This is a genomic window from Nitrospira defluvii (assembly GCF_905220995.1).
In the GTDB taxonomy this organism is placed as follows: domain Bacteria; phylum Nitrospirota; class Nitrospiria; order Nitrospirales; family Nitrospiraceae; genus Nitrospira_A; species Nitrospira_A defluvii_C.
This window is the reverse complement of the sequence record NZ_CAJNBJ010000017.1, coordinates 378,276-391,956: the sequence shown is the minus strand read 5'-3', so window position 1 is coordinate 391,956 and position 13,681 is coordinate 378,276. Positions and strand designations below refer to the sequence as shown.

Sequence of the window (13,681 nt, the reverse complement as noted above, 5' to 3'; positions counted from 1 at the left end):
TTGTCGACGGCACGATGAATCTATGAGCACCGCGCCCGTTCCACCCAACGAGAAACCGGCACAAGTACGACGGGGCATACTCTTCATCATTTCCGCACCATCGGGAAGCGGAAAGACAACTCTGTGCAAACAGATCACGGCTAACGTCCCTGGTCTCTGGCACTCGGTATCCTACACCACGCGGAAGCCGCGGCCGGGAGAGGTAAACGGTAAGGATTATCATTTCCTGGACGAGACGGCATTCCGGCAGATGATCGATCGGAACGAGTTCGTGGAATGGGCTCATGTCTACGGTAACTTGTATGGCACCCCGCGTAAGGAATTGACAGAAAAGATGGAGCAGGGCATCGACGTGCTCCTCGAAATCGACGTGCAGGGTGCCCGCTCAGTGAAGAAAAAGTTTGAAGACGGCGTCTATATTTTCATTCTTCCGCCCTCGTTTGATACCTTGCGCACACGATTGCAGAATAGGGCCGGGGACTCGCCGGAAGAGATTCAACGCCGCCTGCAGAAGGCCAAAGAAGAAGTGTGGAGCTACCGCGAGTATTACTACATCGTCCGGAATGACGACCTGAAGCAGTCGTTGAAGGAACTGGAAAGCATTTTTCTGGCGGAACGGACCAAAACCAAACGCCTGAATATGACCTGGTTGGAAGAAAAATTTATTCTCGACAAAGAGGGGAAGTCTGGCAATGCCGCTCAGGCCCCCGCATCAAAGGAGCAGCCGAATCATGGGTGAAATGTTGACGTTATTGCCTGAATACTCCAGCGACGAATTCGATTCCCGACACCGTTTGGTGATCGTTGCCGCGCAACGGGCGAAGCAGTTGGTCCAGGGGGCACGCATGACCGCCTCGTCCAAGTTCACCAAAGAGACCAGCATTGCCCTCGACGAAGTCTTGCGCCACAAGGTGAAATTCCTGGTCGGCAAGGAAGCCCGAGATGCGATCAAGGAATCCAAGCGCGTGAAGGAAGGCGAAACCGAGCGCCTCGCCATGATGACCGGCGAAGACGCGAAGGAAATCAAGAAAGAGCTGAGCGTCTACGTCGACGATACCGCAAAGCCCGCTGCCGCCCCGGAGGGCGAGGAGTAGTCTTCCTTCGTGCAGACCACCGGCCCCTCACTCCCGGGTGTCCGCCTTGTGCTCGCCGTCACGGGGAGTATCGCCGCCTATAAGGCGGTGAGTCTGCTGCGCCTGCTTCGGCGAGAAGCCGCGACAGTCAACGTGGTCATGACGGCCGGCGCCTGCCGGTTCGTGACCCCCTTGACCTTTGAAGTGTTATCCGGGTCGCATGTCGCGACGGATCTCTTCGAAGCCCACCAGGAAATGCTCCATCTCTCCTTGCCGGAGCAAGCCCAGGCCATCGTCATCGCGCCGGCCACGGCCAATTGTCTCGCCAAGGCCGCGCTTGGACTCGCCGATGATCTCCTCTCGACGATGCTCCTCACGACCCAATGTCCCGTGATTTTCGTCCCCGCCATGGACGGGGACATGTGGCAACATCCGACAGTGGTAGAACATGTCGCCACGCTCCGTGCACGCGGGGCGGTGATCGTGGAACCCGAGGAAGGGCCGCTCGCGTCCGGCCGCTCCGGCCAGGGACGATTAGCTGATGAACAGCGAATCTTGGCAGCCCTCCAGACCGCACTGTTCCCGCGAAAAGACTGGTCCGGGCGTCGGGTACTCATCTCCGCCGGCCCGACACAGGAGGCGATCGACCCGGTACGGTTTATTTCCAACCGGTCGTCGGGAAAGATGGGGTATGCACTGGCCGAGGCCGCCAGGATGCGGGGTGCGGAGGTGGTGTTGGTGTCAGGCCCCACGGCACTTCCTGCGCCGACCGGCGTCGACTATTGTCCCGTGACCACTGCCGAAGAGATGCGGAAGGCCCTGCTGAGCCGGTTTACCTGGAGCGACACCGTCATCATGGCCGCCGCGGTCGCAGATTTTCGTCCCGCACACCCATCTCAGCACAAACTCAAGAAGCGTCACCACCCGATCACTCAGTTGGATCTCACCCCGACAGACGATATTCTCCAAGAGTTAGGCGAGCGCCGCACGACGCAAGTGCTGGTCGGGTTCGCTGCAGAAACCGAGGATCTCCTTGCCCATGCGAGAGAAAAGCTGCATGCTAAGCACGTTGACCTGCTCGTCGCCAACGACGTGTCGGCGGCAGGCTCCGGGTTTGGGTCGGACACCAACCGGGTTGTCCTGCTGGCTGCAGACGGCGAGGCCGAGGAGCTTCCTCTTCTGCCAAAACGCGACGTCGCAGACCGGATTCTCGACCGAATCCTGACAGTGCCGACCGCTCGTCGGACGACGAAGCCGGTTGGACGTTCCCGCCGTTAAGGAGTCGCACGTGGCAGCATCTCCGCGCATCGATCCGGCCATTGCCGCGGAAATTGATCGGTTGGCGACAGCCGTGGCCAAAGATCCTCGCTCGAAAGACTTTCTTCCCCTCGCAGATGAGTACATCAAGGCCGGCATGTGGCAGGAAGCCGCCGCCGTCCTCGAAGATGGCCTCAAAGCCTATCCCGGTTTTGTGACCGCCATGGCCGCGCTTGGGCGGGTCTACGACCAGCTGGGCCAGCCGGCGAAGGCGAAGTCTATTCTCGAAGACGTGGTGAAACAACGCCCCGATAATCTGCGCGCGCATCGTATTCTGGCGAAGCTCTACCAGAGCGAAGGGCACACCGAACAGGCCCTGAGTTCGTGCATGGCCATCCTCAATGCCAATCCCTTCGACGAGGAAGCGCTCTCCCTGAAGCGGACCATTACCGGCGCACCAATCGACGCGCCGCCCGCGAGGCGCGAGAAAAAACGTCTCGGGGTTGAGTCTACATCCGAGAAGCTCAGGATCGAGAGCCCTGCTGCCGTCGGTTCCGACTCGATCCGGCCATCGACACCAGCGACAAACGCAGCGGCTGCCACACCCGTGAGTGCATCGGTACCGGAACCGTCCACCATGAAACATGCGGCGACGATTGCCCGCCTCGAAGCGTGGCTCGGAACCATTCAATCCAAACGCCACCCTGAGTCTGGCCCACGCTAGTCCTCCTGGCTTCTCGTGCCACTCTGCGATCAGCGTTTGACCCACCCCCGGTAGCCTGTTAGAATGCCGCCGCTGCTGGCATCCCTATCCATTGCAGCCTACTGACAACCGGGGCGCGCGACAGACAGATGCTGCGGCTGCTTGTGCTTCATGGTCCCAATCTCAATCTCCTGGGCACGCGAGAACCGTCCGTCTACGGGCAGATGTCGTTACCGGACATCAACAAGTCCATCGCCCGCCGTGCCGGCGAGTTGGGGATTGCGGTACAGACCAAGCAAACCAATATGGAAGGGGAGCTGGTCACCTGGATTCAGAACGCCCGTGGGCATTTCGACGGCATCATCATCAATCCGGCTGCGTATACCCACACCAGCATTGCGATTCGTGATGCGATTGCCGCCGTTGCACTGCCCACGGTGGAAGTTCACTTGTCGAACATTCATCAGCGAGAGGAGTTTCGCCACCACTCCTTCATCGCGGCGGTCGCCCTGGGCCAGATTGCCGGATTCGGTCCGACCGGGTATCTGCTGGCCTTGGAAGCCTTGACCGCCCATCTTGAAGCAGGTGGCACACCGTCGCGCTCGCGCACGGACGTGAAGAAGCACCTTACGACTTCGCGCCGTTGAACCTGTTGTACCAAGGAGAGTTGTTGTGATTTCGACCGCAGAGTTTCGGAACGGCAGCCCGTTAATGGTAGAAGGCCAACCCTTTTATATCGTGGAATTCCAGCACGTCAAACCCGGCAAGGGGGGGGCATTTGTCCGGACGAAGCTGAAGAGTTATCTTTCCGGCAACGTCCTCGACCGGACCTTCCGTTCGGGAGAAAAATTCGACACGCCCCAGATCGAAGAATGCGACATGCAGTTCCTCTACGCCACGAACGACTCCTACACGTTCATGGATACGGAGACCTTCGAGCAGTCGACTTACGAAAAAAGTCAGTTGGGCAGCAATGCCGACCTGCTCAAAGAAAACATGATCGCCAAGATCCTCATCTACGAGCACAAGCCGATTACGGTCGTGTTGCCGAACTTCATCGAGCTGAAGGTGGTAGACGGCGAACCGGGTGTTCGAGGCGACACGGCCTCCGGCGGAAGCAAACCGGTGACGGTTGAAACCGGCGCCACGATCAAGGTGCCGCTGTACCTGGAAATCGGGGAAACCATCCGCATCGATACCAGAACCCGTGAATTTGTGGAGCGCGTGCGTTGAGCCCATCACGTAAAAAGACCGGAAAGAGCCGGAACGCCGGCAAACCGATTGTCATTCCGAGCGCCTTCGCCCCTCGCCCGTCGGGAGCCGACCAGATGCTGCTGCAGCCGGAACATGCGGCGCACATTCAGCAATTGGCCGACCTGTTGAAGCGCAATCACCTCACAGAATTGGAAATCGAACGCAGCGGGGTGCGCATTCGTCTCCGGCACGAACCGACCGTTCGCGCCACTACAACGCACACCGTCGAAACGGTACAACACCCATCGACCTCGTCCGGCACGGCTCCGGTGGCGCAAGCCCACCAACCCGCGGACACCGATGGCTTAGTCACGATTACGTCGCCAATCGTCGGCACCTTCTATCGATCGCCGTCCCCCGATGCCGATCCCTATGTGGAGGAGGGGGATTACGTCCGGAAGGGCCAGGTCTTGTGCATCGTGGAAGCGATGAAGCTGATGAACGAGATCGAGTCCGAGGCCGACGGACGGATCACCAAAATTTTGGCGGAAAGCACCAAACCTGTCGAATATGGACAACCGCTCTTCCTGATCGACCCCGGCGCCACACCCTAGACGCAACGGTCATGGGGATTCGTGATGGAACCGGTCCGGGACGTTCCTGCCCCATGAATTTCCAACTCCATGTACGGGCCATCGCCGGACCAGTCGGCCGATCCTGATGGAGTCGTGACCCTGACGATGGCGTGGAGTAGGACACAGAGACCTGGCATGACACGCAGCGGAGTATCTCGTGTTTAAAAAAGTGCTGGTTGCCAATCGCGGAGAAATCGCCCTCCGGGTCATCCGGGCGTGCAAAGAACTCGGCGTCAAGACCGTCGCGATTCATTCCGAAGCCGACGCGGCAAGCCTGCACGTGCGAGCGGCGGATGAACATGTGTGCGTCGGCCCACCCGAAGCCGCCCTCAGCTATCGCAACATCCCGAATGTGCTCAGTGCCGCGGAAGTCACCGGCGCGGATGCCATTCATCCAGGATACGGGTTCCTGTCTGAGAATGCGCACTTCGCTGAAGTCTGCGAATCGATCGGCGTCAAGTTCATCGGCCCGACCTCTGAAAACATCGCCTTGATGGGCGATAAATCCAAAGCCCGTGAAGTCGTGGCCAAGAAAGGTCTTCCGGTCACCCCTGGTAGTCCAGGCGAACTCCGGAGCGAACAGGATGCGCAAGAAGCCGCCAAGACGATCGGCTTTCCCGTCATCATCAAGGCCTCGGCGGGCGGAGGCGGACGCGGCATGCGCGTGGTGAACAAGCCAGAGGAATTGACGCGCGCGTTCCAGGCAGCGCAAGCCGAAGCCAAGTCCACGTTTGGGCACGACGGCGTCTATCTCGAACGGTACTTCCTCGAACCGCGGCATATCGAAGTACAGATCGTGGCCGACAACCGTGGCCATGTCGTGCACCTCGGCGAACGTGACTGCTCGATCCAACGGCGCCACCAGAAGCTGGTGGAAGAAACCCCGTCGCCGGCCATCGATGAACGGCTCCGTCGCGAAATCGGACGAACTGCGGTCGAGGCCGTCAAAGCCATCCGCTATTGCAACGTCGGTACGGTGGAATTTCTCCTCGACAAGGACCGCAATTTCTTCTTCATGGAAGTGAACACGCGTATCCAGGTCGAGCATCCCATCACCGAAATGGTCACCGGCATCGACTTGGTCAAGGAACAGATCCGTATCGCCTCGGGCATGCCGCTCTCGTTCAAGCAACCGGACATCAAACTGAACGGGCACAGTTTTGAGTGCCGGATCAATGCCGAAGACCCGGAGAAATTTACGCCCTGCCCCGGGCAGATCACGAAATACTCCGCCCCCGGCGGATTAGGCATCCGGGTCGATTCCGCCATGGAACCCAATGCGACCGTGGTCCCGTACTACGATTCGCTGATCGCCAAACTCATCACCCATGGCCGGGATCGCCAGGAAGCCATGGCGAGGATGCGCCGGGCCCTGGATGAGTTTGTCATCGAGGGAATCAAGACGACAATTCCGCTTCACCGGAAGATTTTCAACGATCCGGATTTCCAAAAGGGGCATGTCTCCACGACGTTCCTCGATCGCTTTCTCGCCGGCCAGTCCTCCTAGCCGAGCGGCGAGGCCAGGGAGCACGCCACGTCTCACGCCACACACCACCAGTTCCTCACCGGGTTGTATCTCGTCTTAGACCCGAGCGTCCGGCCTGATCGTCCGCTCGTCGACGTGCTGCGCCAGGCCGCGGCCTTGGGTGTCCGCCTCTTTCAATATCGCGACAAACAGGCCACGATGAAAGCCGCATATACCCAGGCTCTGGCTCTGCGCCAGGCCGCCACGGAGGTCGGAGCCTGCCTGATCATCAACGATCGTTGCGACCTCGCCTTGGCCGTGAACGCAGATGGCGTGCATCTCGGTCAGGACGATCTGCCCGTCGCCGATGCGCGACGGCTGTTGGGGCCAGAGAAGCTGATTGGGCTGTCGACCCATGGGCCGGAACAGGTTCGGCAGGCCATACAGCTCAAGCCGGACTATATCGGGTTCGGCCCGATCTTCAGTACGGCCACCAAGGCCGATCACGATCCTGTCGTCGGGCTGGAGGGGTTGCGTGCGGCCCGCACACTGACCACCTTGCCTATGTTTGCGATTGGCGGCATCACGGCTGACCGGGTTGGAGATATCCTCGCGGCAGGAGCGAACGGAGTGGCGGTCATCTCGGCAATTCTCAAGGCTCAGGACCTCGAACAGGCGATCAAGACCTTCCAGCAACCATGGTCAGGACCATCTCGGCCAACTCCCTGACCGGAAGACTGTCGGCGGCCGCATCGACCGCATCAGGCCACGCGCAATCCGCACGAGACTGATAGGGGAGCGGACCGAGCAACGGCACCGAGACCCGCTCGCGCAACAACGCCACCGTGGATCTCTGCTGTTCCGCTTGAATGGGACCGCCGGGAAACGCTGGTTCATTCAACATCAACGCCACGACGGGAATCTTGCGATGCTCGAGCGCTTCCAAGGTCAGCAGCGCGTGGTTGATCCCGCCAAGCCCAACCCGCCCAACCAGAATGACCGGCAACCGGAGGCGGACGATCAATTCGCGGAGATCCCAATCCTGGCCCATCGGTACGAGCAGACCACCGGCGCCTTCCACCACCATACAGTGGTGCCGCACAGCCAACTGCTCGTAACGATCCATGATGAGGTCTTGATCGATCCTCTGTCGTTCGGCGGAGGCGGCGGACAACGGCGCCAGCGGCAAAGGAAAGCGATAGGGTGACACCAGATCGAGCGAATCATTCACGTGAGCGGTCGCCATCAACCGGGCCGCATCGCTTTGATCCGGAGAGCCGGAAGACACGCCGGTTTCCACCGGCTTCATCACGCCGGCCGAACAGCCCAGCCGCACAAGCCTCCGAACCAGCGCGGCAGACACGAGTGTTTTTCCAACTCCCGTATCCGTTCCCGCGACAAATACGCCGTTACCCATTCTCAGTTCTTCCCATCTACCACACGTGACACACACTGTATCGTCCTGCGAAATCGACGACTCAATTTCCCAGCAGGATGCTCTACACGACTTCCGCCAGGCCGCAGGGAACACGACGACTGGGGAGGACCGTTATGGTACGTTGCAAGGAGACGCACCACTGAAAAGGTAGCTCGGGGAACGTTTTCAGCATCCTGTCAGACAATCCGGCTGTCCAAATTCCACACCTGCCCGGACACGTCCGGCAGTTGCGCCAGCCGACAGATGGTCATGCTCACATCATTCAGGTTGGATACCCGCCCCAGCACATGATCCTGCAAGTGCTCAACGGAAGGATAGGACTCGCCGGCCAGACCGGTTGGTTGCCATCCAGGGCAGGCGAGGTTGACCCGGATATTGTACGGCCCCCATTCGCGGGCCGCAGTCTGCACCAGGCCGAGGAGTCCGGCCTTCGAGGCTGCATAGGCGCCCTGTCCGAACGTTCCGTGCAACCCGGCATACGAGCCAATCACAAGGATGGACCCGCCTCCGGTCGTCATCACGGCGGCCGCCGCTGTCATGCTGCGATAGGTCCCGCTCAGGTTTGTCTCGATGATCCGCTGCCAGTCTGCTTCCGGGAAGCGCACCACCAAATGGCTGGCCGCGATCCCGGCATTGCAGAGCAGCACATCCAACCGGCCACGCCTGCGCTGCAGGTCGTCGACCATCGCCTGCACGTCGTCTCGACAACGGATATCCGCCTGGAACAAGTCACCCTGTCCACCAGCTGCCGTCAATTCAGCAAGGGTGTCTTCCGCCGCTTCTCGGTGACTGAAATAATGGACGCCCACCCAAAACCCGTCGCGTGCGAATGCGAGACAGAGGCGGCGACCGATCCCGCCCGACGCGCCGGTCACGAGTACCGTACGGGACTGAGGAGTTGGGAAAGAAGAGGATGAGTATGTATCCGGCATCACGGCTGGCGATTATGCGAGCCGGACGGGGAGAAGGCAAGACACCGCCACAGACTCAGGGCGTCTTGCTGCGGCCCATCGGGTATGGTACCGTGATTTTTTTGACTGGAGGACAGCCGTGACAGTTCAGCATCTCCTTCGTGCCACTGTGATTGCAGCAGGCGTGCTCGGCGCCACCACCCTCTTCTTCGGACCGGCTCAGGCACAGGCAGCCGAGGGCGGACAGACCATCGCACAGTCTGCGGATTATTTTCCCGACACCGTCGGCACCCGCTGGCAATATCGCGGACAGATCTCGGAAGGGCCGTTGCAGACCATCGAAAATAAGTATTTCAGCAACGTGTCCACCGTCACCGGCACCCGTACGCTGAAGGGCGGGCTCATCGTCACCGTGTTCCACGATACCAATCCCGGCAACCATGGCCCCTCCGACAGCTTCTACCGGCGCGATGCCGCCGGCGTCGTCTACTACGGCTCCGAGCCCGGCACACCGTTGGAGAAGCAATTGACGCCCTACCAAATCATCCGTTTCCCCATGAAAGTGTCGCAATCGTTTCAGCAATTCAACCGCACCGACATCGACTTCGGCAGCGACATCGATGGAGATGGCACCAACGAACATGTGGACGTGGAAGGGTTGTCGACGGTGATGGGCCAAGAATCGATCACCGTCCCCGCCGGCACTTATCCGGACGCCGTCCGAGTGGAAGCGCGCATGACGCTCAAGATCCGGCTCTCTTCGGTCGATCGCACGGCGGTCGGCACCGATGTCATGACCGCATGGTTCGCCAGAGGCGTAGGGCTGGTGAAGTACATCGAACGGCAGGAATTGGCCGCCATGAAGGACGACCGCGGTAACATCACGGACATCACCGAAGAGTTGGAAGAAGTCAGCGTGAAATCGGCACCGGGCCTACAGGGTCGGAACGAATCCGCGCCGGAGGGTCTGTTCGCTGACCACGCGGGCGACCAGGAATTGCTTCACATAGTCGTCGCCCCCAGCCTTCGCACCGACGCCCGATAGCCGGTGTCCGCCGAACGGCTGACGACCGACCAACGCACCGGTGATGGCGCGGTTGATGTACAGATTCCCGACATCGAACGCCTCACGGGCACGCGCTATGTGCCGGGGACTGCGCGAATAGAGTCCGCCGGTCAGCGCATAGGCCGTGCCGTTGGCCAGATGCAGCGCCTGCTCAAACGACGCGGCTCGCATCACGGCCAGCACTGGACCAAAAATCTCTTCTTGGGCCAGCCGGTGGTTTGGTTCGATGTCCGCGATCACCACCGGACCAACTGTATACCCGGGCCCCTCCGTCGACCGATCCACCACCACGCGTCCCTCACGCCGCCCGATTTCGATGTAGTCCAGAATGCGCCGCTTGGCGCGTGAATCGATGACCGGCCCGACCTGCGTGGCAGGATCGTCGGCCGTGCCGATGCGCAGGCTCATCACGGCATCACTTAACCGGTCGAGGAAAGCGTCGTGCACCATGTCCGACACGATCACCCGTGAGCAGGCGGAACATTTCTGCCCGGCATAGCTGGTAAACGACTGCACCACGCCGGTGACCGCTTCGTCGAGGTCCGCGGTTTCATCGACGATGATGGCGTTCTTTCCGCCCATTTCGGCAATGACCCGCTTCACGACATGCTGCCCCGGTTGTAGCGTGGATGCTGCCTCGATGATACTGAGCCCCACGTCTTTCGAACCGGTAAAGGCAATCGTCCGCACCGCCGCCGAGATCACCAACTCACGCCCTAGATCAGGTCCTCCCGGAACGTATTGCAACAGCCCCTTCGGCACCCCGGCGTCTAACAGAATTCGCACCAGTTGGTAGCCGATAGCCGAGGCGCGCTCCGATGGCTTGAAGAGCACCGGATTGCCTGCGACCAAGGCCGCCGCCACCATGCCAGTCGGTATCGCGAGGGGAAAATTCCACGGCGCGATCACCGCGGTAAGCCCACGCGCCGTCCAGTACAGCTCATTGAGTTCACCGGGATACCGGCCCAAATGCGGCGGAGGATCGAGCCGTGCCATGTCCCGCGCGTAATACTCCAGAAAATCGATCGCCTCGGCAATGTCGGCATCAGCCTCCCGCCAAGGTTTTCCCTCCTCGTACACTTCCAAGGCCGCGAGCTCCCAGCGTTGCGCCCGCATCAGGGAGGCGGCCTTGCGCATTACCGCGACACGATCGGCAACCGACCGTTCCTTCCACGCATCTGCGTGACGCTCAGCCGCCTTCACCAGTGACGCGACATCGGGAGGTTGATAACTCGACACGACCGACACGAGTTCACCCGGTCGGCTCGGATTGAAGGAGGACAGGTCCGGACCGGTCGGAGGATGCAAGGCCAGCTTCATCACATCGAGACGCTGTCCAAGCAGGGCGCGTCGGTGATCGAGAGCCGCGGCCATCGCCTGCCGGACCGGGACACGAGAGAAATCGGAGACCGGCTCATTCATGAACTCAGCTTCGGCGGGGTGAGTCCCGTCGTGACCGGTCGGCCTAACAGAAGCAGCGTGGTTCGGAACGACGCCGGGAGGGGACAACAGCAGGGACAAGGGCTGTGACTCCACATACTCCTTGCGCAAGAACGACTCGTTGGAGGTGTTCTCCAACAACCGGCGCACGAGATAGGCCATGCCCGGCAGCAATGCTCCAACCGGCGCATAGAGTCGCAGGCGGCGACCCCGATCACTCATCGCATGCTGAAACGGTTCCGCCATGCCGTAGATCATCTGATATTCCCAAGCTGCCGTCGGTAATCTGAGGGCCTCGGCCACCGCTTCGACTACCGCCAGACTTCGCAAATTGTGCGTCCCGAACGCCGGTCTGATCAGGTGTGACTGTTCCAGCAACACACGAACCAGCGATTCATAATTCACGTCGGTCTGGGATTTCTGTTCGAACAGGGGCATCGGCCAGCCGCGCTGGCGATAGCGGATCGCATCAGAATCCCAGTAGGCGCCCTTCACCAGGCGAATTGTGATGGGAACCTGGCGCGCCTTCGTCCAGGCAAGCAACCTCCGCACATCCTCCTGCGTGTCGGTGCGGTAGGCCTGGAGCGCAATCCCCGCATGGGGAAAGGTGCGGTACGGCTCCTCGTCGAAGAGCTGCATGAAGATGCTGAGGATCAGCTCCTTGGTCTCCGCCTGCTCCATATCGAAGATGATGGAGGCGGGGAGTGTGCCCGCGACATTCAGCAGCGGCCTCAACCGCGCAGCCACCGCGCGGTAACTGCTTTCGAAATCAATCGGATCGAGCTGCGAATAGAGCGCGGAAATCTTGATCGAGAATTGGATGCGGGGAAGTGGCCCGAGATGGTCTCGCTCCAGCAACGGAGAGGAGGACCAGGCAGGACAGACCTCGCCCAGACGTCGCAAGGCGGCCAGGCAACGGTCGCGGTAGGCATCCGCCTCCCGTTCATTCACGCTGGCCTCGCCCAGAAGATCCACCGAGAAGGCGCGGCCCTGGCCCCAAAGCCGCTGGAGAGTGGGCAGGGCTTGATCGACGGAGGCTCCGGCAATAAAACTGGTCGCCATCTGTTCCACCTGATGCCGGATGGCCTTGCCGCTGAGCGCCGCGCCGAACGTCGTGGCGGCGAGGGCCTTCAACCCCCACTGTGCGCCGAACAACTGGTCGCTCAACTCGCCGAAGTATTCCTCGGCCAGCCGCACGACCTGCGCATCATCCTTGAGCGACGGCAGCACATCGATGAAACGAAACAACTGTGCCTTGAACGCCGGGTCCTTCATCGCCAGGTTGATCGCCGCCTGCGACCACCAACGGGAATCGAACAGACCGGGCGACATCCCGCTGGACCGGCTGGCTAAATCTTCACCGATGGCACGAATACGGGGTTCGAGCAGGGCAGGGTCGAGCGTCATGTAGTCCTCCCGGACGACGTGAAGAGCACTTTCCTGCAGTATACACCGCCCTGGCGCCTCTGAATATTTGATGGGCTGATCATACCGTCCAGCGCACCACGTCTTCCCTTGAAAAATCGCTCCCGGCTCCGGTAGAGTGCGCCGTTTGCTTTCACCAACACCTTTACCACGACGGTGCACTGTGACGATGAGTGGCGCACAGGTTCCGAAGGAGTACGATGGCCGACTCATCCACACAACCCGTCTGCTGGGGCACGGTAGCCCTCTTCACCACGATCACGGTTCTGACTGTCATCGGGGTTCCGCTCTTCGCCTATTTTTATGACTACACGATGCTGGACTGGACGCTGTTGGCCATCCTCTATGTGGTGACCGGCATGGGGATCACGGTGGGGTACCACCGTATGATCACCCATCGCAGCTTCGAGAGCCATCCCTGGGTGAAGGCCTGCCTCCTGGTGATGGGCGGGTGGGCCGTCCAGAATTCCGCGCTGCTCTGGTGCGCCGACCACATTCGCCACCACGCATATACGGACGAGGAAGCCGATCCGTACAATGCGACCAAGGGCTTCTGGCACAGCCATGTCGGCTGGTTGTTCAAGAACACGCCCTATCGAGAAGACCGGTTCGCAGCCAAACTGCGCACCGATTCAATGGTGATGTGGCAACATCGGCATTATTGGCTGATCGTCGCCTCCGGCCTCCTCCTGCCCTTTGTCGCCGGATACCTGAACGGCGGTTTCACCGGCGGGCTCGGTTGTTTCCTCCTTGCCGGAGTGCTGCGCACGGTACTCGTACTGAACTCCACCTTCACCATCAACTCGCTCTGTCACATGGTCGGCACCCAACCGCACGGGACGCAGGACAGCAGCCGCGACAGCTGGCTCATCTCCTTCATCAGTTTCGGCGAGGGCTACCACAACTATCACCATACGTACTCCCACGATTACCGGAATGGATCGAAATGGTACAATTTCGACCCATCAAAATGGTTGATCTACTCGCTCTCGCTGCTGGGCCTGACCTATAACCTGCACAGAGAACGCCCCGAACGGCTCCAAGCCCCTTCTGCCTAGCTCCGCTCTGCGTCTA

The 13,681-nt window shown here is 60.5% G+C and carries 14 protein-coding genes; 11 read left to right on the top strand and 3 right to left on the bottom strand.

Annotation, left to right across the window (positions count from 1 at the left end):
- Window positions 1–22 precede the first annotated feature (22 nt).
- The 9 genes from gmk to thiE all read left to right on the top strand — a co-directional run bounded on the left by gmk (window position 23) and on the right by thiE (window position 7,056).
- On the top strand, window positions 23–739 hold the full coding sequence (gene gmk / locus KJA79_RS16965) for a guanylate kinase (RefSeq protein WP_213043245.1): 717 nt from the start codon (window positions 23–25) through the stop codon (window positions 737–739).
- The gene (gene rpoZ / locus KJA79_RS16960; RefSeq protein ID WP_213043244.1) at window positions 732–1,094 is read left to right on the top strand and encodes a DNA-directed RNA polymerase subunit omega; all 363 of its coding nucleotides are present in this window, start codon (window positions 732–734) and stop codon (window positions 1,092–1,094) included. Before gmk ends, rpoZ begins: the two co-directional genes overlap by 8 nt.
- Window positions 1,095–1,103: 9 nt before the next feature.
- Window positions 1,104–2,351, top strand: coding sequence for a bifunctional phosphopantothenoylcysteine decarboxylase/phosphopantothenate--cysteine ligase CoaBC (coaBC, locus tag KJA79_RS16955; protein ID WP_213043243.1), 1,248 nt, complete (start codon window positions 1,104–1,106; stop codon window positions 2,349–2,351).
- Between the two features lie 10 nt (window positions 2,352–2,361).
- Window positions 2,362–3,054, top strand: a complete 693-nt coding sequence (locus KJA79_RS16950) for a tetratricopeptide repeat protein (RefSeq protein WP_213043242.1) — start codon at window positions 2,362–2,364, stop codon at window positions 3,052–3,054.
- 131 nt (window positions 3,055–3,185) lie between these two features.
- Entirely contained in the window at window positions 3,186–3,680 is a 495-nt protein-coding gene (gene aroQ, locus KJA79_RS16945; protein WP_343224271.1) for a type II 3-dehydroquinate dehydratase, read from the top strand.
- A gap of 25 nt (window positions 3,681–3,705) precedes the next feature.
- Window positions 3,706–4,266 (top strand): elongation factor P, encoded by a 561-nt coding sequence (gene efp, locus KJA79_RS16940; RefSeq protein WP_213043240.1) that lies wholly within the window; start codon window positions 3,706–3,708, stop codon window positions 4,264–4,266.
- Window positions 4,263–4,841, top strand: coding sequence for an acetyl-CoA carboxylase biotin carboxyl carrier protein (accB, locus tag KJA79_RS16935; protein WP_246507747.1), 579 nt, complete (start codon window positions 4,263–4,265; stop codon window positions 4,839–4,841). Before efp ends, accB begins: the two co-directional genes overlap by 4 nt.
- 178 nt (window positions 4,842–5,019) lie before the next feature.
- Window positions 5,020–6,369 carry an acetyl-CoA carboxylase biotin carboxylase subunit gene (gene accC / locus KJA79_RS16930; protein WP_213043239.1) on the top strand — a complete coding sequence of 450 codons (1,350 nt, stop codon included), beginning with the start codon at window positions 5,020–5,022 and terminating at the stop codon, window positions 6,367–6,369.
- Between the two features lie 63 nt (window positions 6,370–6,432).
- Window positions 6,433–7,056, top strand: coding sequence for a thiamine phosphate synthase (gene thiE / locus KJA79_RS16925; protein WP_213043238.1), 624 nt, complete (start codon window positions 6,433–6,435; stop codon window positions 7,054–7,056).
- Here thiE and bioD read toward each other — a convergent pair.
- Window positions 7,007–7,744 carry a dethiobiotin synthase gene (bioD, locus tag KJA79_RS16920; RefSeq protein WP_213043237.1) on the bottom strand — a complete coding sequence of 246 codons (738 nt, stop codon included), beginning with the start codon at window positions 7,742–7,744 and terminating at the stop codon, window positions 7,007–7,009. The genes thiE and bioD overlap by 50 nt on opposite strands.
- A gap of 197 nt (window positions 7,745–7,941) precedes the next feature.
- The gene (locus KJA79_RS16915) at window positions 7,942–8,697 is read right to left on the bottom strand and encodes an SDR family oxidoreductase (protein ID WP_246507782.1); all 756 of its coding nucleotides are present in this window, start codon (window positions 8,695–8,697) and stop codon (window positions 7,942–7,944) included.
- 118 nt (window positions 8,698–8,815) lie between these two features.
- Between KJA79_RS16915 and KJA79_RS16910 the strand changes: the two genes are divergently transcribed.
- The gene (locus tag KJA79_RS16910; protein WP_213043235.1) at window positions 8,816–9,721 is read left to right on the top strand and encodes a hypothetical protein; all 906 of its coding nucleotides are present in this window, start codon (window positions 8,816–8,818) and stop codon (window positions 9,719–9,721) included.
- Here the strand turns inward: KJA79_RS16910 and KJA79_RS16905 are convergent.
- The gene (locus KJA79_RS16905) at window positions 9,611–12,589 is read right to left on the bottom strand and encodes a proline dehydrogenase family protein (protein WP_213043234.1); all 2,979 of its coding nucleotides are present in this window, start codon (window positions 12,587–12,589) and stop codon (window positions 9,611–9,613) included. The two genes, KJA79_RS16910 and KJA79_RS16905, sit on opposite strands and share 111 nt — an antisense overlap.
- 218 nt (window positions 12,590–12,807) lie before the next feature.
- On the opposite strand from KJA79_RS16905, the gene KJA79_RS16900 reads away from it, so the two are divergent.
- A complete protein-coding gene (locus tag KJA79_RS16900; RefSeq protein ID WP_213043233.1) occupies window positions 12,808–13,665 on the top strand; it encodes an acyl-CoA desaturase in 858 nt (285 codons plus the stop codon).
- Window positions 13,666–13,681 lie beyond the last annotated feature (16 nt).